General features: G+C 37.3%; 23 protein-coding genes. 6 read left to right on the top strand and 17 right to left on the bottom strand.

Annotated features, from left to right (window positions below; genetic code table 11):
• Positions 1–374: 374 nt before the first annotated feature.
• Positions 375–2957, bottom strand: coding sequence for a M1 family metallopeptidase (locus LK994_RS13410; RefSeq protein ID WP_229760604.1), 2583 nt, complete (start codon positions 2955–2957; stop codon positions 375–377).
• A 260-nt stretch (positions 2958–3217) separates the two neighbouring features.
• On the opposite strand from LK994_RS13410, the gene LK994_RS13405 reads away from it, so the two are divergent.
• On the top strand, positions 3218–3856 hold the full coding sequence (locus LK994_RS13405) for a hypothetical protein (protein ID WP_229760603.1): 639 nt from the start codon (positions 3218–3220) through the stop codon (positions 3854–3856).
• A gap of 792 nt (positions 3857–4648) precedes the next feature.
• Here the strand turns inward: LK994_RS13405 and LK994_RS13400 are convergent.
• The 5 genes from LK994_RS13400 to LK994_RS13380 form a co-directional block, all read right to left on the bottom strand.
• Positions 4649–5530 (bottom strand): helix-turn-helix domain-containing protein, encoded by an 882-nt coding sequence (locus tag LK994_RS13400; RefSeq protein ID WP_229760602.1) that lies wholly within the window; start codon positions 5528–5530, stop codon positions 4649–4651.
• A gap of 15 nt (positions 5531–5545) precedes the next feature.
• Positions 5546–6181, bottom strand: a complete 636-nt coding sequence (locus LK994_RS13395) for a pyridoxamine 5'-phosphate oxidase family protein (protein WP_229760601.1) — start codon at positions 6179–6181, stop codon at positions 5546–5548.
• Position 6182: 1 nt separating this feature from the next.
• On the bottom strand, positions 6183–6356 hold the full coding sequence (locus LK994_RS13390) for a hypothetical protein (protein WP_229760600.1): 174 nt from the start codon (positions 6354–6356) through the stop codon (positions 6183–6185).
• A 13-nt stretch (positions 6357–6369) separates the two neighbouring features.
• Positions 6370–6783, bottom strand: coding sequence for a nuclear transport factor 2 family protein (locus LK994_RS13385; protein WP_229760599.1), 414 nt, complete (start codon positions 6781–6783; stop codon positions 6370–6372).
• Positions 6784–6919: 136 nt separating this feature from the next.
• On the bottom strand, positions 6920–7471 hold the full coding sequence (locus LK994_RS13380; RefSeq protein ID WP_229760598.1) for a carboxymuconolactone decarboxylase family protein: 552 nt from the start codon (positions 7469–7471) through the stop codon (positions 6920–6922).
• A 144-nt stretch (positions 7472–7615) separates the two neighbouring features.
• On the opposite strand from LK994_RS13380, the gene LK994_RS13375 reads away from it, so the two are divergent.
• Positions 7616–7807, top strand: coding sequence for a DUF3606 domain-containing protein (locus tag LK994_RS13375; RefSeq protein ID WP_229760597.1), 192 nt, complete (start codon positions 7616–7618; stop codon positions 7805–7807).
• Between the two features lie 112 nt (positions 7808–7919).
• Here the strand turns inward: LK994_RS13375 and LK994_RS14560 are convergent, their stop codons facing one another.
• On the bottom strand, positions 7920–8048 hold the full coding sequence (locus LK994_RS14560) for a hypothetical protein (RefSeq protein WP_262907830.1): 129 nt from the start codon (positions 8046–8048) through the stop codon (positions 7920–7922).
• Between the two features lie 370 nt (positions 8049–8418).
• Here LK994_RS14560 and LK994_RS13370 point away from each other — a divergent pair, with 370 nt between their 5' ends.
• Positions 8419–9120, top strand: coding sequence for a HupE/UreJ family protein (locus LK994_RS13370; protein WP_229760596.1), 702 nt, complete (start codon positions 8419–8421; stop codon positions 9118–9120).
• A gap of 22 nt (positions 9121–9142) precedes the next feature.
• On the opposite strand, the gene LK994_RS13365 is transcribed toward LK994_RS13370, so the two are convergent.
• From LK994_RS13365 to LK994_RS13355, 3 genes are read right to left on the bottom strand one after another with little or no spacing between them, the layout of a single operon-like run.
• On the bottom strand, positions 9143–10207 hold the full coding sequence (locus LK994_RS13365) for a hypothetical protein (RefSeq protein WP_229760595.1): 1065 nt from the start codon (positions 10205–10207) through the stop codon (positions 9143–9145).
• Between the two features lie 11 nt (positions 10208–10218).
• Positions 10219–11220, bottom strand: a complete 1002-nt coding sequence (locus tag LK994_RS13360; protein ID WP_229760594.1) for a DUF1566 domain-containing protein — start codon at positions 11218–11220, stop codon at positions 10219–10221.
• A gap of 24 nt (positions 11221–11244) precedes the next feature.
• Complete coding sequence (locus LK994_RS13355; protein WP_229760593.1) at positions 11245–12246, bottom strand: DUF1566 domain-containing protein; 1002 nt, start codon at positions 12244–12246, stop codon at positions 11245–11247.
• 558 nt (positions 12247–12804) lie between these two features.
• Here LK994_RS13355 and LK994_RS13350 point away from each other — a divergent pair.
• Positions 12805–15159, top strand: coding sequence for a tail fiber domain-containing protein (locus tag LK994_RS13350; RefSeq protein WP_229760592.1), 2355 nt, complete (start codon positions 12805–12807; stop codon positions 15157–15159).
• 493 nt (positions 15160–15652) lie between these two features.
• Here the strand turns inward: LK994_RS13350 and LK994_RS13345 are convergent, their stop codons facing one another.
• The gene (locus LK994_RS13345) at positions 15653–16243 is read right to left on the bottom strand and encodes a helix-turn-helix domain-containing protein (RefSeq protein WP_229760591.1); all 591 of its coding nucleotides are present in this window, start codon (positions 16241–16243) and stop codon (positions 15653–15655) included.
• Between the two features lie 271 nt (positions 16244–16514).
• Here LK994_RS13345 and LK994_RS13340 point away from each other — a divergent pair, with 271 nt between their 5' ends.
• Positions 16515–16679, top strand: coding sequence for a DUF1883 domain-containing protein (locus LK994_RS13340; protein WP_229760590.1), 165 nt, complete (start codon positions 16515–16517; stop codon positions 16677–16679).
• Positions 16680–16701: 22 nt separating this feature from the next.
• Here the strand turns inward: LK994_RS13340 and LK994_RS13335 are convergent, their stop codons facing one another.
• The 6 genes from LK994_RS13335 to LK994_RS13310 form a co-directional block, all read right to left on the bottom strand.
• Entirely contained in the window at positions 16702–17619 is a 918-nt protein-coding gene (locus LK994_RS13335) for a TIR domain-containing protein (RefSeq protein ID WP_229760589.1), read from the bottom strand.
• Positions 17620–17645: 26 nt separating this feature from the next.
• Positions 17646–18494, bottom strand: coding sequence for a hypothetical protein (locus tag LK994_RS13330; protein WP_229760588.1), 849 nt, complete (start codon positions 18492–18494; stop codon positions 17646–17648).
• A gap of 371 nt (positions 18495–18865) precedes the next feature.
• Positions 18866–19465: an SPFH domain-containing protein gene (locus LK994_RS13325; RefSeq protein ID WP_229760587.1), complete on the bottom strand. Its 600-nt coding sequence runs from the start codon at positions 19463–19465 to the stop codon at positions 18866–18868.
• A gap of 25 nt (positions 19466–19490) precedes the next feature.
• On the bottom strand, positions 19491–20387 hold the full coding sequence (locus LK994_RS13320) for a hypothetical protein (RefSeq protein WP_229760586.1): 897 nt from the start codon (positions 20385–20387) through the stop codon (positions 19491–19493).
• Between the two features lie 90 nt (positions 20388–20477).
• Positions 20478–21548: a DUF262 domain-containing protein gene (locus LK994_RS13315; RefSeq protein WP_229760585.1), complete on the bottom strand. Its 1071-nt coding sequence runs from the start codon at positions 21546–21548 to the stop codon at positions 20478–20480.
• Entirely contained in the window at positions 21535–22188 is a 654-nt protein-coding gene (locus LK994_RS13310; RefSeq protein WP_229760584.1) for a hypothetical protein, read from the bottom strand. The genes LK994_RS13315 and LK994_RS13310 overlap by 14 nt, the downstream gene beginning before the upstream one ends.
• 651 nt (positions 22189–22839) lie before the next feature.
• Between LK994_RS13310 and thrA the strand changes: the two genes are divergently transcribed.
• On the top strand, positions 22840–25287 hold the full coding sequence (gene thrA, locus LK994_RS13305; RefSeq protein WP_229760583.1) for a bifunctional aspartate kinase/homoserine dehydrogenase I: 2448 nt from the start codon (positions 22840–22842) through the stop codon (positions 25285–25287).
• Positions 25288–25413 lie beyond the last annotated feature (126 nt).

Raw genomic sequence — 25413 nt, 5'->3', positions numbered from 1 at the left:
TGCTTAACATTAACCTGTCATTGCTTCATTATAATATGACATTGCTTCACATTAGATGTTCATTGTTTGACCTTAGATTTTTATTGTTTGACACTGACCTGACATTGCTTCATTATAATATGACATTGCTTCACATTAGATGTTCATTGTTTGACCTTAAATGTTCATTGCTTGACATTAATATTGATTGTTTGACATCAAATATTCATTGCTTGACATTAATTGTTCATTGCTTGACCTCAAATATTCATTGTTTGACATTAAATAGCTATTGTTTGACTGTAAATATTGATTACCACACATAGCGAATGCTTTCGGTAAGGGCATTACATTCGTTGGCATACTTGCGCCAATAGGGGATCATCAGCGTCAGTTTATTCCGAAATTGCTTCGGCCCTAAACACCCAATCCGCACTTTGTCTTACTATTTGCATTAACAAGTATGGAACTTCCGGGTGGCTTTTAGAAAGATATGATTGCAGTAATTGTACAGTTTCTTTATCATGGTAAGCGCTCAATGTGCCGGATATCCAGTCGGGAGCAAAAAATATATCGTTCGTATGTAGCACATCAGCTAAAATAGCCAGGGATTGCTTTATGTATTTTTTGCTATACTTCTGCCTGAGCGGATGGTGTAACAAGTATAAACTGGTTATCACATCACTGCCTTCAATTCTTCCTTCGTATTTCAGTAATGAGTTAAAAAAGCTGTCTCTTACCTGAACATTATTTGAAAGCGCTTTTGTGAGAAATAAGAATGACTTATGATCTGCATAAAAATTTTTCAGACTGTCGAGTTCGGTTTTCAGTACTTCATCTACCTTATAATTCATTAGAGCCAGGTGGGTGGCTATAGCGGTGAAGTCGGACAGGACAATAGAAATATCATAAGGGGCTTTTCTTTTACTCCAATAAAGATACAGGGAATCATTGGCCCTGGCAGACTCGGCTATCTTTATATAGGTTCTAAAGATTGAAGTTCTATTGGGTATTGTTTGTTGTTGTATTGCGTTCAATAAAGTTTCCTCCACTTGTGGACCAACCTTTTGCCTGGTTGCCGGTTTGAGTAAATTCCAATAGATGGTTGAGATATATCTGAGTTCTCTTTCTAACAACTGCCGATCCGTTTCTCTACTCACCAATGAACATAATATATCAAGCATTTCTTTTGGCCGCGGTTTATATAGAGTAGACAATTGACCGGGCTCTTTTTCTTTTGACCGGAGCATTAATTCAAAAAGATTTACGATAGCCGATGCTCTTGTTACTACTGAAGTATTACGCAGTCCTTTATTGACAAATGCTTTATCAATGGGGAATACCCCATAGCCTTCGCCTGATGTGTTGAACAGGATCAAAGCAGGAGCTTTTTTGCCAATGATCTCACTGATCTTTTGAGCTGCTTTGACCATATTGACATGAATGGTTTCTGTTGTGCTGCTGTCATAGTAAAGCATCATATCGAATTTCTGTGGTAAGATCCTTTTTGTATCATACTCACCATATTGTGTAAACGAAAAATCATTGATGATACCACCGGTAGTGTCGATAGTATATTGAATAACCGGCCTGCCTTGTTTTTTTACCCATGCTTCTAACCAATAATCGAGATCGGCAGTAGTGTATTTTTTAAACTGTTCAATTAGCTGGCTAAAATCGGCATTGCCCCATTTATATATTTTGATATAATCCTGTATGCCTTTCCTGAAATTTTCTTCACCAATCAATAGTTCCAATTGATGCATCATGATGGGTGTCTTAAAATAAGATATCTCGCCATAGGCAAGGCCGGCCTGATCCAGGTTAGGTAGCTGTAACAGAATAGGATTGGAAGAAGGGAACCTGTCTACTGAATAGGCGAGTGGAAAATTGCCCAGTAAAAATTTTTTATTGAAGTCTTTATCTACACCTTGTGTGTTGGTAAACTTATCACCCATATAATTTGCAAAGACCTCTTTCAGCCAAACTTCATTGAACCATTTCATTGTTACCAGATCGCCGAACCAGATATGACTCACTTCGTGTCCGATGGTGCGTTTGCGTACATAGATGTCTGTTGCGGATGGTTTTTCAAGAAAGATCTCATCTCCCTTATAGAATATGGAGCCGGGGTGTTCCATTCCTCCTACGCCGAATCCGGGGATCTCCACAAAATCAAACTTACTGAACGGATATGCTGATTGAAGATAATCTGAAACGAAAGCCAATGCTTTGAATTGAAGGTCCATACAATCGGCCAGGTTAGAATCGAGTTTATTTTTATTGGTTTCACGGTAATAGAAATTTATGGTACGACCATCTCTTGTTTCTGAATACACATTGAATTTACCGGCAGCAAAACAAAACAGGTAAGTGCTGATAGGGGTGGTAGGTTCAAAGTAGCAGGTCTTTTCGGTAGATGTTGCTGTTTGTTTTACAGCTTTGCCGTTACTAACGGATACCCATGTATTAGGAATGGTCAAGGTCAATTCAAATTTTGCTTTAAGATCGGGTTGATCAAAACAAGCAAAGCTCTCCCTTGCGTTGGCAGGTACAAATAAAGTATACACTAAACCACTGGTGTCTGTTTTTATTGAGTTGCCCGACACATTAAAATCGATCTGTACCCGGTTATTCTTTTTTAAAAGTAAAGCAGGTTCTACAATGATGTGCTCATTGATCAGCTGCGGTTTTACTATTTTATTATTTACAATTAAACTTTTTATTTGCTTTCCTTCAGTTTTAAAATCGATCTGCACTTTTTTATCTGTATGCTTCAGATCAAATTGAATGACCTCTTTGGCAGTGATATGTTTGGTAGAAGCCGGTATATGAAAGCTTAACCGGTATTGTATGTTGCTGATCTCCTTTTTGCGCCAGGCGGCAAGTTCATCAGATACGCCTTTATCTACTTTTTGAGCAAAAGCGCCGGAGCAAATGAATAACAATACAATGGATATGATCGATCTTGATTGCATAGATAAAAATGTTTTTTACCGACGGTGAAGTATCAGCGATGTGGGGTATTTAAAAATCGTCAGCCCGTAACCGCCGTTGATTGAAAATAGAAAATTGAATGTAAGAACAAAAGCTGAGAATATATCCTTTTGTTGCGCTCTCTTTGGCGTATCTGTGTCGGAATTAGACAGTTTTTTTGCTGACTAATATCATATTTATTATAACCATCCTGTTATATTTTTCGGGAGACATCAATTACTAATTAATTAAAACAAGTACAATGAAAAGCGCAATTTTTTTTACCCTGCTGATAACATTATGCTTAAACAATTTTGGACAAAATGTTGGAATTGGCACTAACAACCCCGGTGCAAAACTGGATGTCAACGGACAAATAAAAATTCAGGGCGGCCAACCCGGAAAAAATAAAGTATTAACATCCGATGAAAATGGTTTGGCCAGCTGGCAAGCGGCTATTGCCTGTTATGATGGTCTGGAAGCAACTGTTATTGCTAACGATTATGATACCACTATTATAACTTCGTCGGTGAACAATTGGAAAGGAGAAAAATTGATCATAATTTCCGGACACAGCACTTTAAAAACATTTGTGCCGGCATTTATCCCAAGAGACAATTTATCTTCCGGTGGATTCATAGATATTGAAGTATGGATAGAATATCAACACCCTACATATGGCAACATTAAATTTAAAAGCGTATATAAAAATGCGCTTGATTTAAGTGGCAAAATGACTTTACCACTTAACTGCATGTTGCCAAGCGCAAGCGGAGTGCCATATATTGTTGGAGCTCGAAATAAAAGCACCTGCACATATTTTGACAATACCTCATCCTCCTGGGTGATTGTACCGTTGCCACTTGTTTTAGATGTAGAAGTTCAGGGAATGGAGTTATAAAACCAAGGCAGAGGGTAACTAGTTTATTCAACTATTACTTGTTAGTTTTTGTTCCAGCGGGGTTTTCACTTTGTTCTTTTCAAATATTATATTCTTTCTGTGAAACCCCGATGTTGAATACTTTTCCATTTAATACAGCTAAAGTTTAAAAATTGCAGAATGGTTTTCTATATGTTGTGAAGCTGTTTAACGTCGGGGTTTCGCAATTGCAGTTTTAATTTACGGGAAGTGTGAGGCGAAAACCCCGCCGGGACAAAAGTTTGAAAAATATAATAAAAAAAGTTTTAGAAGTAAATGATCTCCTGTTACTTTTTTTGCGGAAAAAAAGTAACCAAAAAAGCCGCCCCAAAACGATTACATCCCGTTTTGGGGATGGTTCCCTGATTAAACTTTTGTACTACTGTAAACTGAACATTGGTAATTCTACATTATAATATATTTAAAAACTGACGCACTACTTAAATTTGGCATAAGCGAATGCTTGCGCCCATGTGGGGATATTAATCTTTCACCAACCTTACTTTTTGTTCCAGCGGGGTTTTCACTTTGTTCTTTTCAAATATTATATTCTTTCTGTGAAACCCCGATGTTGAATACTTTTCCATTTGATACAGCTAAAGTTTAAAAATTGCAGAATGGTTTTCTATATGTTGTGAAGCTGTTTAACGTCGGGGTTTCGCAATTGCAGTTTTAATTTACGGGAAGTGTGAGGCGAAAACCCCGCCGGGACAAAGATCTGCGGCAGAGGAGGCCTATCAGCGCTCAAAAAGGTGATAAATATCTTGATAATGCTTATGCAGTAGCTCTTGCATAACCAACTGTATCTCTGTACAATTGCGGAGATACATCTGCATTCACTTTAAAGAACCGACTGAAATAATATTCATCTTCATAACCTAATTCCCATGCAATCTCTTTGATGGTTTTATTGGTCAGGTATAATTCCCGTTTAGCTTCAATGATGATCCGTTCATTGATCATGCTGCTGAGTGTTTTATTAAAATATGATTTGGTGATCTTGGCTAAAGCTTTAGGAGTTATAAAAAGCAGTTCGGCATAGTCGGCAGGTGAGTGTTTTGTTTTAAAATTTGCTTCGATGGCATCTTTTAATTTTTGAAGAATGAAAGGTTCTTTATTATCTGTAATGATCGTTGCTGCATCTGGTTGTTGCTGCGTTTTTAAACGAGCCGCATTGATCAATAATATTTTCAGATATGAAACCAGCAGTTCATGTTGTGCCAGATCGGCGTTTTGCATTTCTGCTTTTATTTGCTCACAGATCATTGTAAAAGTTGCAGTAGAGTTATCGTCGAGCTTTACATATGGAGGCTGATAAATATTATTATACAATACCCCGTTGCAGGAAACCTCTTTATGGTGTTTATAGATGCAGAAAAATTCGGGGTGGAAATAAATAGCGATCCCTTTTATTGATTGTATTGTATTAAACATATAAGGCTGGTAAGGAGAGAAGGCAAACAGGTTGCCGGTTTCAAAATCGTACTCAGCAAAATCCGCATTTAATTTTCCTTTGCCTTCGGTGATCCAGATCAATGAAAAATAATTATTGCGTTGGATGTGATCGAAAAAACTATTGTCATCAAACTCGAGGTATTTGAAAGCAAGATTACCGTTCTGCGGATTTACCAATGTTAATGTAGATTGATTAAGCATGTATGAATGTACAATTTATATTGTTGATTGAGAAGCCTCTCTTAGTTTGGCCTTCAGGCTTTTAATTTCTGTTTCCAGCTGTGTGATATGATCTTTTTGTGCTGCAAAAACTTCGGCAATATCTTCTACGGTATATCTTGCCACAATATGTTTGGGGCAATTCCAATCATAAGCTTCTATATTAAAAACCATCATGCGCTCGGGTTTAAAATGATAATCGTTCAGGTTGAGCAGGTTATATAATTCAGGATTATCTTTTAGTTCAATCACTTCGGCCTTAGCTAAAATTTTTAATCTTGTTTTTGAAGGATAATCAACCATGATCAATGCTACATTATTATTGACGGCAATGTTACCTACTGATATGTACTGCATATTGCCCTTAAAGTCGATAAAACCGATCCTTTTATCATCGAGTACTTTTACAAAACCTTTTGGCCCGCCACGGTGCTGTATGTATGGAAAATTATTTTCGCCAATACTTGCCATGTAAAAGCTGTCACGCTGTTCAATAAAATCAATTTCATTCTCCGTTAAACCATTGATATAAGTATCTCTTTCCACTCTTGCATAACTTACCCTGCTGCCGAATTTTTCCTGTACGGCTTTTACCGCATTGGTAAATGCTATTGATGCAAAATTCTTAGCCATGTTATTGTTGGTTTGTTTTTTCAATATTGATCAATAAAGAAACAGCATTGTCCGATATGGCATTTGCTTTACACGCTTTCACTTCCTGTTGCAATACCTCATCCCATAGGCTATCTCCGCATTCGTCGGGAATAACTACAGCAGCTCCTTTAGTTTTTATATTATCTTCTTTCATAAAAATGATTGTATTATTTCAATTGTCTTTCACTTTCTTTTATCGGCAGATCATTAATGCTTGCATATCTTTTACACATCAAACCATTTTCGTCAAATTCCCAATTTTCATTGCCATAGGCACGAAACCATTGTCCTTCGGCGTTATGATATTCATATACGAACCTTACTGCCATCCGGTTCTCTCTAAATCCCCATAATTCTTTTTTAAGGGTATAGTCAAGTTCTTTTTCCCATTTACCTTTTAAGAATTCTTTTACTGCCTCTCTGCCATTGATGAATTCTGTTCTGTTTCTCCATTCTGTATCGATGGTATAAGCCAGGCAAACTCTCTCAGGATCTTTACTGTTCCAGGCATCTTCTGCCATTTGTACTTTTTGTAAAGCTGTTTCCATCGTAAAAGGTGGTAGTGGGTGACGTTGTTCCATGTGGTGATTTTTTATAGTGTAAAGGTGCAACTAAAGTTTTTGTTTGCAAATGGAGGATTAACGCAAAGGGATGGATAATTTTCCCCTGTAAAAATTAAGCCGGGAAGCATTTCCCGGCTTAATGAATATTGCTGTACTAGTTGAGTACTGCTTCAGCTTCTACAACCGGAGCTAAAGGAAAATCAACCGGTATCTGCGTAAGGTTGTGCAAATAGTTCATAGCGGTTTTATCACTTACCTGCAATATCAGGTCTACCAGGTTTTCGTTGGTGTAGCCTTGTGCGTAGAAATCATCTACCAGTTCTGCATCTGCTCTGCCACGGTTTTTTGTAATACCTGCTGCTAATTTTACCAATGCATTCAGTTTAGCATCTGTTGCTTTGCCCCTGCGGATATCAAGCAATTGTTCATCTGTAAAGCCATTCATCTTGCCAATAAGGGTATGTGCACTTTTGCAATACAAACAATTATTTACTTCGCTCACTATCAGGTTGACTGCTTCTTTTTCTTTATTGCTTAAGGATGATTTTGCATTCTGATATGCAAGGTATCTGCCTAAGCCGTTATCTGAATACCCGATCGTTGCATACAGGTTTGGTACAAAGCCCAGTGCTTTATGCAGGTTGTCGAAAATGGTTTGGTTGGCGGGAGCAACTTGTTCTCTTGTTGGGACTGTGAAATTTTTCATCGTGTATGTTTTATTTTGTTTGTCGATATTGACAGTGCAAAGATGCATCGGCAAACAGCCCCGGTAAATGGAGAAAGAACGCAAAGGGATGGATAATTTTTCAAGAATCACTAAATTTGATAGATCAACTTTAGTGATGCAGACATGAGTAATGAATTAAAAATAAAATTGCCCTCTAATTTTGAAAAAATTAATGTAAATCATTGCGGAGAATTTATATGGTGGACTGCCCATTTAGGAATAGGACCGGAAAAATTATTATCCATCATTGATAAAGTTGGTAATTCTGTTCCGGAAATTCGTAAGTACCTGAGGGAGAAGCCTCATAAAGCTTAATTATCTCGTTTCCGGGCAATGACTCTCTGCTTTGGTATAATGCAAGGGGAGGACGTCACTATATTTTACATGTAGTAGCGATAAGGTTAACTAACGTACCTACCCACTTGGCTTAGGAGTTACGAAGCAAGGCGATAAGATCCGGATAACCTCTTTCATAACAGGTAAACGCTGCTCGTACAATTTCAATTCTATCGGCTACAATTCCATACAGACCATTCAATATATTGATCTTTATCAATTCTACAGTTGATCAAAATCACATAAACACAACATCTCGGTTGGGGCGTATACTATTATTAAAGATTCATAGTTTTTTTGGGGTATAAAATCCAAATATCATGAACCTGAAATCTATGACTTGCAATAAGCCTCGTCAATCCTGCTATTTAACAGGCAGCCTTATTTTTTCCTTGCTATATCAATATTTTTTGTACTTGTCTTCATGGAGCCTATGGCAATGAATGATCAATTTATTTTGAAAAGGATGTCAGCATCAACAGTATGCAGCTGACTCCATTTGTTTAATAATCGGGTTCGTATTGGTTTTTCGCATACAACCAAACCCCCAAAAACCTTCTTACGTAAGTAAGATTTAATACCAATTGATTATGAATTCTTTTATTGCAAACAGAAACAGCAAATGGACCAATAGTGTAAAAGTTTTAGGTTTATTATTACTTTCTGTATTACTGACTAAAATCTTATGGTCAACTGTGTCTTTTACAGAATTGACTCATATCTCCAGACCCAGTTCATCTTTCGCTTATTTGCAATTAGGTGCTATAAGTTTTAATACTTTGTCAATGGGGCATTTAATTTTTGTATTGAGCCTGTTTCTATTTGGTTCCAAACAAGAATTTGTTATGAAACAACTAATGGCTTATGCTGTAGCGCACACTATTACTTTATGGCTAAGTGCTTTGCATTTTATTAATGTATCCGCTTATGTAATGCAGACGCTTGTTTTGCTAACCACCATTTATATTGCCGGAGAAAACATCACTGCTTTTAAGTTAAAGAATCCTCGTATAATAGCAGTATTCGTTTGCGGATTGATACACGGTGTAGGTATGTCTGCTAATTTACAGGAAGTAGGTTTTGGTGAAAGTAATTTTCAAATGCCTTTAGTGATGTACAATGTAGGGATAGAACTTGCATTTATTTGTTTTGCAGCTCCGGCTTTTATACTCCTGGCAAAATTTGCTGCAGGCAAATCTTTCAGCAAAGTTTTTATGAATATTATTTCCGCAAGTTTGGTTGTTTATGCTGCTTACTTAACTATACAGCAACTATTTATTCCTAACTTATAATTGACCAGGACATTTGCTATCACTAAAATTTCCTGATAGGCCACTGGGCTTGTGGGTTATAGGGGATGGCTGCCTGGGTGCCGGTATCAAAACCTTGTCCCCAGCACAAGTTATCTGAAAATTGTGATCCTCTTGGCACAAAGTAACTTGAACTGAAATATAGTTTGGTGCTGTTGGCAAGACCGGGAACTACACTTCGGTTCACATACAACTGGTTCAATTCGTCTTTGCTTGGCATAAACCAATCGCTGTAACCATTTGCAGAGTAATCCAGGCACATACGGGCAGCAATAGGGTATGGGGCGGCACTATTATTAACAATGAGATTTGAATTGGCATTGCCGCTACCAATAGCAGTAGAGCTTCCTGCTTTCATATTGGTGTTGTTGATACTCCAGGCCCACCTGCCACTTCCCTGTACAGTATTAGGAGTATCGGAAGGAGCTGCGATCAAACCATGTTGAACATAAAGATCGAAACCGGGATCTCCTTCTTTCAATAAATAAAATATAATGCCGCCCTGGTAATATTGACCGATATATAACCTGTTGGGAATGTATGGTTGTGCAGTACCACCAACAGCGTTCGTCCACATGGTACCGTTATATACTTGTAATTCCCCGGCCGTATCACAATTATTACACCAGATGGTTAAGCCTGCAGGCGGGTTTGCAATGGCAAGTCGCTGTGCATAAGTAATGCTGGGAGGTAAAAATCCTTTATTGTTACTACTAAGATCGAGTATGGCAGCAGGGTTGGGAGTTTTTGTTCCGATGCCTACGCTTCCTGTATTTTTTATGATCATAGTGGATGTTTCGTTACCCGAAACGGCATTGGCTGAAAGTATGATATCGCCTTCCTCACGCAATTCCATTATTTGTTCATTGCGCCTGAAAAGAATACGATGCAGGTTATTTACGGCAATGATCTTACCGGTATCTCTGAATTTTATTTTTCCATCTATCTCTAATTTTTCTGCAGGGTTACTAACGCCAAAGCCTATGTTTTGTGCAAAGCCGTTGGCATTGGTACATACCAAAATGAATAGCGGAATGATTTTTTTTATGTATGATCGTAATACATTCATAGCAATGGGTATTAAAATGAGCGGACAGCCCTTATCAATAATGAAGTTCCTTTATCGTAACTTGTCTGTAAACCTGAAGGCGCTCCGTTCTGAAAAGATTGGCTCACTGCTTTGGTGGCAGATGCCTCAGTAGAGCACCAGTATACACCTAACTGAAAGCCACCTATAGTTGTTCTGTTATTATATAATTTATTCAGCTCATCTTTACTTGGCAGGTACCAGTCGTTGTAAATGCCATACACATAATTGGTACAAACAGTGGCTGCATAAGTGCCGCTGGGTAAAATTTTCATTGTGTTACTTAACCCTGTACCAATTGCAGTGCCGGATGCTCCTTCATTTGCATTGGCTTCTCCCCACGACGCAGAACCTAATGTTGTAACTGAAGCAATAAGCCCGTGTGCTCTTGATGCGTCATAGCCGGGATCTCCGGGTTGTAATATATAAGCTACAATGCCTCCCTGAAAAGATTGCCCTATACTTACAGTGCCATTGGTGACACAGGTTGCCGGAGGGTTGCCCTGCATATCAGTCCAATTGGTGCCGTTATATACCTGCAACTGACCCGTACTACCGCAATTGCTGCACCACACTACCAATCCTGCAGGAGTGTTTGTAATTGATAGTTGCTGTTCGTTGGTAAGTCGTGGTGGTAAAAATCCTTTAGCCGTATCCGATAGTTGTAAAATGGAAGTGCTGTTTGGGGTGGTTGTACCAATACCAACACTGCCATTGGCCTTAACGGTCATAACGGGTGTGGGGGTAAGCGTTTCGCCGCCCGGACAAAACCTGATATCGCCGCTTTCCCTCAGCTCCAATATTTTTTCATTTGTTCTGAAAAGGATAGCATGTGAGTTATCATAACAATAGATAACTGCTGTATCTGTAAATTTTATGTTGCCGCTTTCTATCATCAACCTCTCTGTAGGCGTGTTGGTACCAATACCAATGTTTTGCGCCATCACATCATGCACAAAGAACAGCGTACAAATGATCAGAATATTTTTTTTCATGTTGCTTTACTATAGCATTGAAGTTTAAAAGTTTCTTACAGGCCTTACATTACCAAGGTTATTTTTACCAACACCAAAATAAGAACCGTCGTTCCAGAATAAACCAATAGCCTGAAAATTGCTGCTTTCTGAAGATGACCAATAGATTTTAGTATTATCAAAACCACCGATCAGATCTTTGTTATTGTATAATTTTCTTAATTCATCAATACTGGGTAAATACCAATCAATGTATCTGGATTTCTCCAGTTTGTCACAGAGAGAAGCTGCATAATTTCCATTGCCTAAGGCTGCAACAATGAGACTGGTATTACTCTTTCCGGTGCCAAATGCGGTACTGAAAGCTCCCACAACATTGAAACTTCCATTGAACCATGCTGTATCTGTAAAGTCTGTTGGATAAGCTATCAGTCCGTGTTTCAAGTCGGGTTCATAACCGGGATCACCGGGTTGTAATATATAGGCCACCACACCGCCACGAAATGATTGTCCGACGGACAGGTCGGTTGGTGTGCCACTGTCGGGTGTTTGGTTAGTGGTAGTTACCCATCTTTTGTTATTATACGACAGTAACTGGCCAAAATCGCCGCAATCTTTACACCAGATCATCAGGCCAGGCGCAGGTGTAGCAATGGCATCTCTTTGAGCGGCCGTCATACGGGGCAGCAGAAAACCTTTATTGGTAGACGTTAGGTCTAATATGCTTGCATTGTTGGGTGTTGATGTGCCGATGCCGACCTTTCTTTGTTTTTCAATGATCATGGTATTGGTGGCATTGCTGTCTGTTGCCCCCGAAGAAAAAATGATATCGCCCCATTCCCTGAGTTCCAGCATATTTTCTGTTCGCCGGAACAGGATGCGGTGATACGGGTCGGCGCTTATGATCTCCCCGTTATCGGTAAACTTTAATTTTCCTCCTTTGATCTCTAATTTTTCTGTAGCAGCGTTGGTGCCTATGCCTACATTTTGTGCATTCAGTATCAGCGTAAGCAGTGTGGTGTATACTACTAAAAGTATTTGTTTCATCCAGGTTGGCTAAGGTTTATATATAGGTATAAAGCTACAAAAAGTATTGTAGTATTTCAAGGTGTTATCTTTTGAGTAGTGGGTTGGTTTGAAAATTATAATAAAAACAGTTTTATAGGTAAATACTCTTCTGTTACTTTTTTGTTCCGGCGGAGTCTTGAATTTGTTCTTTTCAAATATATTATTCATTCTGTGAAGCCTCCGCCATGGTTCGTGGCACACGAAACATTTTTTTTATTTCAGTTAGATTTCAAGCTTTGCCGTTTCGTGTGCCACGAACCGGGGCAGTGGGAGAGCTGTTTAACGTCGGGGTTTCGCAGTTGCAGTTTTGATTTACGGAAAGTGTGAGGCGAAAACCCCGCCGGGACAACCAAGGGTGTACTGTATGCAATGCCGTTCCAAAAGGGTTATTCATTCCGTAACTAACTCATTGATGACCACTTATCTGAATTTACTGGCTTTTGTTTAAATTGTTTTGAATAAATCTTGAATATGTTCACATAAAGTATATTCTTTTTTTCTGAAATTTATTTTATTTTACATCATAAATTTTAACTTATGAGAAAAACATTACTACTTATAACTATTCTTTTCTCTTTTGGTATTTCTAATGCTCAGGTGGGAATTGGAATAGCATCTCCTAATAGTTCTTCTATGTTGGACATTACGAGTGTTAATAAAGGTTTGTTGATTCCCAGAATGACTTCTGATCAACGAAAAGCGATTGTTTCTCCTGCACGTGGTTTATCAGTATATGATCTTACAACAAAAAGTCATTGGTATTTTGATGGTAGCTGGAAGGAATTAGCAACTGTGGCTAACTCAGACAGTGGTTTTGTATTTATGCAGGGAGCAGTGCCATCTTACAATATGACCGGAGGTTTACTTGTTTCTGACTCGGCAGGATATATTTATGACAGTGGCGGCCCAATAGGAGGATATGGTAATAATGAAAATATAACTATGGGGATCAATTTTCCTGTAGGGGCACAATTGTGCCGCATACAAATAATTAATCTTTCAACCGAGGCTTTATTAGATACACTTCGTATTTATAACAGCACAAAGAGTTATACTTTTTCCGGTAATGTAACCAATCAGTCGATCTTTTTTGGTTTTAGCTATGATCCAATCTATATACAATTTGGGTCTAACGCTTCGGCCACTTTGCCAGGTTTTCAAATAAGATTTGATCATTATTTTGTTAATTCTACATCAACTACTAATCTAACGTCAACGAATACAGGTTTTTATTATATTCCTGAAAAAATAGCTGTTAGAGGTGGGGTGCAGGCAAACGATAACTGGAATAAAGACAGTGTTGGACTTAATTCTTTCAGTTTTGGTAATGGGAATAAAGCGAATGGTAATTATGGATTTGCCGGAGGCCTAAATTCATATGCGCAAGGCACCGGATCTTCGGCCTTTGGCATTGAAACTATTGCAAGAGGCTTTGCTTCTACATCAATAGGTATGTATAATGATCCTGTTCTTTCAAACGGCGAAACATTCACTAACTCAACTTCGCCTTTATTTATAGTTGGTAATGGCGCTAATAATAGCAACCGATCCAATGCATTGTTTATTCGAAGAAATGGTAGTGTAGGCATTGGAACATCCAATCCGGATGCAGATGCCATATTAGACATTTCCAGCACAACCAGAGGTGTATTATTACCCAGAATGAATTTAACTCAACGCAATGCGATGGGTGTACCTGCTACAGGAATGATCATTTATCAAATCGATAATACTCCGGGTTATTATGTTTATGATGGCACTAATTGGGTTGCATTCCAGGATAATTTGGGAAATCATACTCTGACCAGTAATCTTATTACCGGAACCAGATATATTTCTAAATATGGCTCCTCAAATTTGGGGATCCAAATGTTGGATAGTGGAGCTGTAAAAATAAATACAGATATGGATTATACCGGTTTTTCTGCTATTCCCAGCGAACGATTTAGATTTGATGCATGGGGAGGGATAATTGCAAAAGGGATTCTGGGAGTTGGGGCTATACCTGCTACCGGATCCGGCGAAAAAATGATGTGGCATCCACAAAAAGCAGCATTTAGGGCCGGTTCAATAGGTAGTAGCGGTACTCAATGGGATGAGTCGAATATTGGTTATTACACAGTTGCATTTGGCTACAACACAAGAGCGCTTGGATTATCTTCTATTGCATCAGGCTATCAAAGCGAGGCAACAGGATCGTATTCTACCGCAATAGGATATACATGTATAGGTGATGGTACCGGTGCAGTAGCAATCGGATATCGATGTACAGCCGATGCAGATTACAGTGTAGCAATTGGTCAGAGAGCAAGCACGAATGGTCATGCTGGTGCAATGGTTTTTTCTGATGGTTCTACTACTGATAGTACTCAGGCAAGTGCCAATAATCAGCTGTCGATGCGTTTTGCCGGAGGGTATAGATTATTTACAAATGCATCTATGACGGTTGGGGTACAAATACCTGCCGGAGGTAGTTCATGGTCTGTAATATCTGATGTAAGAAAGAAAGAAAATTTTGTTCCTGCATCAACCGACTATTTCCTGACTAAATTATCAACATTGAATTTGGGATCATGGAATTATATTGGTCAGGATTCAAAAAGCTTCCGACACTATGGTCCTATGGCACAGGATATTTATGCCGCATTTGGTAAAGATAAAATTGGTACTATAGGGTGTGATACCTTATTAGCCAGTGCTGATATGGATGGCATTATGATGATCATGTTGAAAGGACTTGAAAAACGCAGCGCCGATCAGTCGATCAAAATTGATAAACTTGAGCAACAAAACGCAGCGATAAAAAAAGAAAATGAAATGCTTAAGCAACAATTGTTAAAAATCGATTACCTGGAAGCAGAGATAAAAAAACTTGTGCCAGGGGTAAAATAAAACAGTTGTAGTGTAGCCTTAGTTTGTGTTCCTTTCCTCCGCCATGGTTCGTGGCACACGAAACATTTTTTTTATTTCAGTTAGATTTCAAGCTTTGCCGTTTCGTGTGCCACGAACCGGGGCAGTGGTATAAAAAGGCTTTTACAATTATAAAAGCTGTCAGTCTGAGCTTGTCGAAGACGGCCCTATTACAACAAAGGGTATCTAATTTGTTATTTTCTTTTTTGCCCCGAAATAATCGGGATTTACAACTTGCCCAAAAAAGAAACTCCCGAAATCATCGGGATGTTCCAAAAAAAAGACCCCGACAAAGCATTACATCCGCTTTGTCGGTTGTTTCCCTGATTTAACTTTTGTACTTCCCGAGACTACGCTCGGGATTTTCAAACTGTAAACTCAACTTCAGTAATTCTACATCATGTTTTATCATCTTCAAATATCCAAATCTCCAAATCAAAAAGAAAAGATACTTCACTGGTGCAGATATGGGGCTTTATGGTTCGTTGATGTTTTCTTTGTTTTGATTGATGATGATGTTATCTAATTCTTTTAATTGTTTTAATGGGATGGTGGAAAGGGTTTCCCTGATGTTGGAGGATATGTCTGTTTGTTTGAGTTTGCTGAGGGGATGGGTGGTGGGATAAACCTGGTTTTTTGTTGGTGTCCATTGAAGGAGGTCGTTGGGTTCGCAATTGAGGATGGTACAAATGATCTCGATGTGATCTAAACGAAAGATACGGGTGGTGCCGTTGAGTATCTTCCCGGCGGACATTCTTGAGATACCTGCTTTTACTAAGGTGGCGTATGGCCTGTCGATTCCTCTTGCTTTAAAAATGGGGGTTAAGTTAAGTGTTAGCATGACGACTATGATTGTTGTGATGATGATGTTGCTATTATATAAAATATAGTCGCTAAAAATGATGATGCGGTTGCTTGTTGTGAAAGATATTTTTTTAATAACGAAAATGATGTTGTTAAAAATGATGTTGCTGTTGAGCGTAGCTAAAATGACATTGGTAAAAGTGATGTTACGAATGAGTGTAGTGATGTAGACGGTGATAGAAGTGAAAATGATGATGATCAAAGTGAAAACTTTTTGAACGCCTCACTGCTGGCGCAAGCATCTGCTTGTGCCTGAGCATAAAAGAGTTTTCGAAATGTGCCTGTAGTTTTTTAGTATTTCTTTATTTAGATATTGCTTGTTAGTGTATTAAATTCGGGCACAAGCGGATGCTTGCGCCAAGAGGGGGTACTGACCTAGGATAAGTTAAGGTTGAACTTTTGTAATTCTTTTTATCATTTTTTTGTTGTCATCATTTGTATTTCAAATGCCGGACGGAGTCCGGAAGATTTGATTGGCATCAAGTCATCCTGACGGAAGACTTGCGCCAGAGGGGGGATTCTTTGAATATTTTCCTGCAAGAATTGCAGCTCCACATGATGACTATTGGAATATTGTTATTGATTTAGGTGGTGGTAGAGCTACTATTCGACATAATCTCAGTTTTATTGGCAATTAAATTTGCTTCTCCTTTACTTTGTTTAATTTTCTAGAAGTTTTCCTAATTGAGTTACTATTTCTGCCGTACTATAAATAGCAGTATTTAAAGCTAACTTGTCTGCCAAAGTTGGACTAAAAGAAATAACTTCATCTCTAGTAACATTATGCCAAATTGGTAATATAACCTTTACTCCATTCATTTCTCTGGCTACTAATCCATTTAGTTCATATTCAGGCCAATTCTTTTTAAAAAAATCACGAGAAAGAACAACAATTCCATATTTTGAAGATTTAAGCCCTTCATCAATTTTTTTTCTGAGACTGTCGCCAATTTTTAATTGAAACTCATCATACCAAACTTTGTGACCTTTTTCAATTAAAGACTCGGCTAAGGGTCTTACAAAGCTTTCCTTATCTTCTGTTGCATGTGATATAAAGAAATCATATTCTTTGTTTTCAGAGAGTACTTGGGTTGTGTTTGCTGCATGTATTTGTTGAACTAATGTATTAAGAATATCTTTTTGGTTCGAAATATCATTTTGAAGTTTTCTTTGAAGTCTTTCTTGATCTCTTTGATAATTTTCTTGCTGACGTTGAAACGCTTCTTGTTCTCTTTGGAAGTTCTCCTGCTCTCTTTTAAGTTTGTCTCTTTCTTTGACTTCTTCTTTTAAGATTTCTTGCTTCTTTTTTGCAAGTTCGGTTCCTTTATCAGCTATTTTTCTTTGAATATCAGCTTTGGCAGATTGAATCCTAATAATATCGCCTTGATAACTTTGTATTTGCCTTTGTTTACTTTGTAAAGTAGAAAGTGAAGTTGAACTATTTATTGACCTGTTTATTGAATCGATTTGTTTTTGTTTGTCAACTTCTCTCCTGGTTTCATCTGAGATTTTCTTTTGTAAATCTGCTATTTCCCTTTCTAGTCTTGACACTTGGTCATAATAATAACTAAGACTCATAATATAAGATTGTTTGCTGCTTAAATTTATATCTGAAAATAATTTACAAGGTTGCCTGTGACATCAAACTCATAAATAAAGTTTTGAACTCTGAATTTGTTAGGTTGAAGCTCCTTGTACCTTCCATAATTAATTTGCCTAAAAAGTTCAATATCTATTTCTTGGCCATAGTGACAAACTTTTAACATGGCAAAATTTATGTTCTCAAAGTTTGTTAGATGTAAAGAAGTATATTCATTATTAATTGCATTTGGAACATTAGCATAAGCATCAGCTTGCAAGTTTATTTCTTTAATTATTTGGCCAATATTATCACCCCAATAAGTTCTTGCCTCTTTTTCATAATTTAAAAAGAACGTAGGATTCAAGTTTTTCCAATGTTGAGCCCATTCATTTAATCCATCAGAGGAATCTGCACTTACTAAAATACCATCTATAAAAAATAGATTCATTGACAGATGGGGTATAAAAAACATTCCATTGGGACTGGGGTCGTCAATTTGAAGAACCCTAGACAAGAAATCGAGTTTTAGGGATTTACTCTCAATTCCATCTTCCAATATTGTTTTGATGTTGTATGAAGTATATACCCTATTCATATCAAAGCCGCCCATGTAATCTTCCACATCCTTTCTTTCTATAAATTTTTCAGATTTATCAATTAAAATGAATACGATGTTTTTTGTGAAGATTTCTACGCTTATATTAAATATGTTTGATTTCAGGTCATGATTGGTAAAATGATGCAATTGATCTGGGTGATAACCTAAATGATATGAGATGCCATTTAATGAACATTCTGCTATTTCATCCGTTAGTTCTATGAAATTATTTTTTGACGGAATAAATATGCCCGTTGATTGATGAGGCTTCATAATTATTGCATTTGTAATTTATTGTTTCAAAGATAAATATTATTTCGAGTGAGTCTTAATGAATAGGGTTATTTTGTCCTAGCGACGTCTCTCTGCGTAGGCTAAGTGCAAGGGGAGGACGTTGCGACCTATTGCTAATGTTGCTTCTTTGATAGTTGACGCAACGTCCCGTGCCGGAGACGTTGCTGGGACAAAATATTTTTATTTCAGTTGCATTTCAAACTTTGCCGTTTCGTGTGCCACGAACCGGGGCAGTGGATAGCTGGGTCATTCCCACATATCATTTCAGATAATCGAGATAAAGCTGGTTTGGATAATTTCATTTTTAATGTTTTTTTCTTTTAAATATCTGTAAATCAATTATCATTTCGTCATTTAATCTTATTAAGTGCTCCTATACTTATATGTAATAATGTGAAACCATATTTGTCAAAATGTTCCTTAAGTTTTTCGGTAATTTCAGTTGCAATCATTTCTCTATTATCTAAAATTTTTCTTAGTGTATAATTTTCCAATATTTCTCTGGCTTTTATTAGGAATTGAGCTGGTAGAAAATTTAATGCGTATTCATTTCCTTCATAAACAGCTTTATAAGCATTATTAAGCCGACATTCAAAAGCAATTTCTGCACGAACTAAAGAGCCTTTTAAATTAAGTGGATAAGCATGCCCATGTGTATCATATTCTAATGCAATGGTTTGAATACCTCCTGGAATGGAACTAGACTTTTTTGTAACAGTTTTATATCTGCTATTTGGTGGTGCAATAGCTTGCCAGTGGTTTGAAGGGGGATCTTTTTCTTCATTTGAAGTTGGCTGTCTGATTCCTTTTGTAGCACTTGGTATAAATATTTTACGAAGTAGCCATAATATTCCTGTGAAAACAAAAATGCCTATTCCAGAAAATATCCATTCTTTGTTTTTAATGATATAATCAATAACTGTTTGTATATCTAAAATAGTTAATGTCATTTTGTAATCGTGATGGGTGAATATATTATATAGGTATTTCAGTTATTTGATTATCGCTTTCGACATATTTTTGAATTATAATTTTATAATCTTTTACATATACACTTCTGAATTTTTCATAATTGACAGTTGCTGTGTAAAAAGAATAGCCTTCTTGTTTACTATGGAATGTAAAATCCGGATAAAATAACATTACAGTTTCTGGGAATTTATCATCAGGGCGTTTGTTTATATTGTTCTCAATTTTCGCAGCAACGATATTCACCAATTCTTCAATATTTTTGGAAGGATAAGCATAGATATTTATTTTTATTTTTTTAATCTCTGTATTTTTGGCACTTACATAGAATTCGAAAAAATACTTGATTTCAAACTTAAGGTTCCCTACTAATTTTATATCTGTTTTACTTTTTAAAGGAATGGTCATTTTTTGTGGTGAAGGGAATAAGCTGATTGGCTCATTAAGTCGTGCTGAAACTTTTATTGGTATTTTGTTTAAATGAAAGGTAGCAAATTGCCCCTCATCAGTCTTTTCAAAGTTCCTTGAAGCTTTAACTAAATTGGTTATAGGTTGGAATTTTATCACTTCGTTGCTAATTGCTAAAGGAGATTCTTTTTGATAACGAAAAACTATTTTGACATCCTCCAAATCGGAGCCTCCTGTATTCCCAATTGAAAGTGGTAAACTTAATATATAGTGATCCTTATTCGATACTTCACTTGGGAGACCTATGGCAAATTGGTATTCTTTTTCGGTTAATTTGAGTCTAGAAAATAAATGAACATCACAAGTTGGCAAAAATGCTTTTCCCTCCTCTTTCTCTTTTCTTTTTTCCTTTTTATCCTTATGCCTAATATAGATTATAGATATTATTCCAAATATGCCACCAACTATAGTTACTATGGTTGCGAATCTCTCCATGATTTTTTCTTAATATTAAAGTTGTAAAGAATATGTTTAATACAATTTCATTTAAAAATTTTCGGACTCTTGTACCAACGAGAGTGGGGGTTATTCTAGGATATCTTTAAGAATATCATTTCTACGCATACGATTTGTTTTGCCTTGGGTTCCTGTTGAACTTAATTTTTTATATTCATTAATTTCTGATTGAGTTTTCAAGTCTTTAAAGTGTGCAATGAGTTTTTCGTTATCGTTATATGCCTCTACAAATTTTTTGTATTGCTCAATTTGTTTTTGTTGTACACCTCCTTGTTTCTTTATGAAATAATAAATTACCAAAAAAAGAGAATATAAATGTGTTTTCTTCTTAAGAAACCTTTCTATCTCTTTGTCACCTCCAATTATTTTTTCAGTTTCAGCAACGATCAAGTAAAATAGCTTTTGGTCATCGATTTTTTCTTGATATTCTTTGTTATATAGGTCATAAACCTTATTAAAATTGGCTTGTGTTGTATCCTCTCCAATTCCTAGGCGGAAGAACATAAGAATACTGCTTATAAATTGGATGTCATTCATCCTGCGTAAATCTTGAACATTGAATATTGAATGGCTCTCCCAAAATGGATTTTCAGAAATCTCGGCAGCTGCTTTGATAAAAGCCCCTTCAAACTCAGCATTGCGAAGTTCTTGTGGATTCAATGTCATATTAGTGCTATTTAATCTAAGGAACATTGTAACCACATCACTTCTCTCAATAGTCTTATTGACGAAACGTATTGATAATTTAAATTCCCAAATTGCATTTCTAAACTCATCGGTTAATTCCGAGAATTTTTTTCCTGTATATTCCTTTTTAATATTTTCTTCATCAAGTGAAGTAGATGTTAGAGCAAATTCATCATTGATAAAATCTAAAATTGCTCCAAGTCGTTGTTGTCCATCAATGATGCTTAACTTCATATCTCCTGTCTTAGCATCGGTTTCTTTTTGCCATAAATAAATTTCAGGAATAGGGAAACCCATTAAAATTGTTTCAATCAATTTTATTTGATGTTTTTCAAGCCAGACGTAATTTCGTTGGAAACTGTTGTCGACTGTCAAACGAGTTGCCCTCATTGAATCAATAACCCACTTTATAGTATGGGATTCAATATTTATTTGTTCGTTAATTGTTGCCATTGCCTTTATTGATTAGTGAAGAAATAATTGCAGCAATTTGCATTTCCTTTTTTTTATTGTTTGCTACAAAGTTTTTGAATTGTGATATTCCAAAATAGTGATATTTTTCTACAGATTCCCACGAGTCATATATTCGATAATTTATATCATGTGCTATTCCAAAAAATTGTTGCAAATCCTTTACAAATGGATTTACCGTTTTTACCCATTCTTTTATGTCTTTATGTTTCTGTGTTGGGTCTTTTAAGGAAATAAATTTCTTAAATATTGATTTTGATACACTGTCATATTCGGGTATAATTACTTGATTATAAAACATGTCAACATATGCGTTCCAAAATTTTTCAAAATGTCTAGGGGACACTAATACAATATCAAAATCAGAGTCTTGCTGGAAGTATCTGAATTTATTTGAAGGATTAAAACTTATGCCAGTTTTTGCACTCCCAACGATTGCAATATTGTTGAAGTGTATGTCAAGTCCATTTGAAATATAGTATTTAAGCTCATCGTATTTTTTTGAGTGGTCAGGCAATTTCAAGTGCTCTTTGAAATACCAAACATCTTGTCCTAAAAGATACTTGTGATAAATATCCTTTGCAGGTTTAGTTATGAGGTCATTTTTTAACTCTACTAGCATTTTTGGCGTCAGTATGTTCTATAAGGTTAGTTATAAGTTAACTCTGTTCTTAAATAGTTGCGGCAACTTATATATTGAAGGAATCGATTGTGCCATTTTCGGCTAATATACTAATACTCCCCAATATAACATCCAAAAGCCCAATAACGTTCCTCTGCCCAGCATAGCCGGGATAGGAGTGGAAAGCCCATGCCGCAGGCATGGCTTGTAACGGATAGCCCGAGCCTAAAGCCCGGCTTTGCACTCTGCCCATGCTACTAATGTGCTGATTTGTCGATGTGCTGATATGCTGATTGGGGAGTTTTAGTTTTAGGGACGTCTTCGACAAACTCAGACTGACAGTTCGTTTATTGTTAGAGTGAAAGTAAAATTGGTAGAAACTAACATTTTTTCATCAGCACATCGGCATATTAGCACATCAGCACATCAAAATATAATATTTTCCCCTTATCTTCGTTTTACAAACGTCGTGGTACACAACAAAACACATATTATCCCTTCTTTTTCTGCTATAATTAGCAGCACTACCACAATTTCTACAACAACCCGTTAGGGTTGTACATTTTCATATTACCTTTGGGCACTTTTTAGCTTTTAGTTCACAAGAACGAATTATTAATCATTATTATATATACCATTAAATAAACAGCAATGCAGGTTTTAAAGTTTGGAGGCAGTTCGGTTGCCAATGCAGAAAATATCAATAAAGTAGTAGCCATCGTAAAGGATAAAGTAGCAACAGATACCACCGTGGTGGTGGTGTCGGCACTGGGGGGTATTACAGATGTGTTATTGGGGTGCAGCGCTCTGGCTGCGGCTGGTAACGAGGCGTACAAAGATAAATTACAGGAGGCGGAACAACGCCATTTACAAACCGTTAAAGAATTATTACCACTTACGCAGCAAAGCAGTGTGCTGAGCCTGGTAAAAACATTGTGCAACGAAATAGAAGATATCTGCAACGGTATCTTTTTACTGAAAGAATTATCGGAGCATACCAAAGACCGCATTGTGAGCTATGGAGAGTTATTATCGTCGCAGATCATTGCGGCTAGATTAAAAGATGCGGTGGGTGAATGTGAATGGATCGACAGCAGGGAGATCATTACCACCGATTCTAATTTCGGGTCAGCTGCGGTAGATTTTGCAGTTACAGATAAAAAAGTGGCGGCTAAGTTTGCAGCTTCTTCTTCTAAATTATTTATACTTCCCGGGTTCATTTCTAGCAATGAAGCTGGGGAAGGCACTACGCTGGGGCGTGGTGGCTCCGACTATACCGCGGCTATTTTAGCAGCGGCATTGAATGCACATACCTTAGAGATCTGGACAGATGTATCGGGTATGATGACGGCGGATCCCCGTATTGTAACGAATGTGAAAATGATCCCCCGTATCTCTTACCAGGAAGCGATGGAATTGTCGCATTTTGGAGCAAAGGTGATCTACCCGCCAACGATTCAACCGGTTTTGAAAAAAGGCATTCCTACCTGGATCAAAAATACTTTTGCGCCGGGTGATATTGGTACAGTGATTGAAAAAGATGCAGCAAAAGATGATACCAGCATCCGTGGTATCTCCAGCATTGGTAAAATAACGTTGTTGAGTTTGGAAGGTAGCGGTATGATCGGTATTCCGGGTTTTAGCAAAAGATTGTTTGGTGCATTGGCCAATGCAAAGATCAATGTGATATTAATTACACAAAGTTCTTCTGAACATTCTATTTGTGTGGGTATTGATGATGCAAATGCTGCATTGGCAAAGAAAGTGGTGGATGAAGAATTCAGCTACGAAATAGAAACCAACAAAGTGGAACCATTGGGTATGGAAAGAGAGTTGGCTATTGTTGCACTGGTGGGTGATAATATGCGTAGTCACCCGGGTATCAGTGGTAAAATGTTTGGTACACTGGGTCGTAATGGGGTGAATGTTCGTGCTATCTCCCAGGGGTCTTCTGAAAGAAATATTTCTGCAGTGATAGGAGCCAAGGATGTGAAGAAAGCGATCAACGTATTGCATGAAGCATTTTTTGAAACAACGTATAAAGAGATCAATTTATTTGTGGCTGGTGTGGGTAATGTGGGTGGTAAATTATTGGCGCAATTGCACAAACAACAATCTTACTTACAAAAATACCTTCGTATTAAAGTGAAAGTAGCGGGCATTGCCAACAGTACCAAAATGTTGTTCAATGATAATGGTGGTATTGATCTGGCAAACTGGAAAGAAACATTGTTGAAAGATGGTGTGCATATGACTAGTGCAGGTTTTATCAATACCATTATTGAGAAGAACGTACGTAACTCAGTGTTTGCAGATGTTACAGCGAATGCGGATATTGCTGAACTGTATGACAGGTTGTTATCAAAAAGTATTTCTGTAGTAGCGTGTAATAAGATAGCCGCTTCTTCTTCGTTTGAATATTTTAAGAGCTTGAAAGAATTGGCAAATGAATTCAATGCAGGTTTCTTATACGAAACAAATGTGGGGGCTAGTCTACCGGTGATTGGTACACTAAACGATTTGATTCGCAGTGGCGATAAAGTGCGTAAGATAGAAGCGGTATTGAGTGGTACATTGAATTTTGTTTTCAACAACTATAAAGGCGAAGGTTTTTCTGACGTGGTGATGCAGGCGAAGAAAGAAGGGTATACTGAACCGGATCCTCGTTTAGACTTAAGTGGTAAAGATGTGATGCGTAAGATCTTAATTCTTGCACGTGAGTGTGGGTCTAAAATAGAACTGGACGATATTACCAACAACTCCTTTATGCCGGAAGAATGTATGCAGGGATCAGTAGATGATTTCTTTGCATCGATGGTGAAACATGAGGCTCACTTTAAAAAGTTGTATGATGAAGCAGCTTCTAAAGGGAATATCCTGAAGTTTGTTGCTAAGTATGAGAATGGTAAAGCGTCTGTAGGTTTGCAGCATATTCATCCGGAGCATGATCTGTTCCATTTGTATGGTAAGGATAATATTGTGTTGTTTTATACGGATAGATATGTTGATCAGCCTCTTGTAATAAAGGGTGCAGGTGCAGGTGCTGAAGTGACGGCGAGTGGAGTGTTTGCGGATATAATCAGAGCATCAAGAGCATAAACCCCCTCCGCCCCCTAAAGGGGGAACTAGGGAGTATTAAACTTTGAAAAATATTATGAATAGCAAAAACTACCCCCTCCGCCCCCTAAAGGGGGAACTTGGAGCATTAAATTTGAAAAAGTATTT

Origin of the sequence: Ferruginibacter lapsinanis (genome assembly GCF_020783315.1) — a bacterium.
In the GTDB taxonomy this organism is placed as follows: domain Bacteria; phylum Bacteroidota; class Bacteroidia; order Chitinophagales; family Chitinophagaceae; genus Ferruginibacter; species Ferruginibacter lapsinanis.
This window is presented reverse-complemented; position numbering and strand designations above follow the sequence as displayed.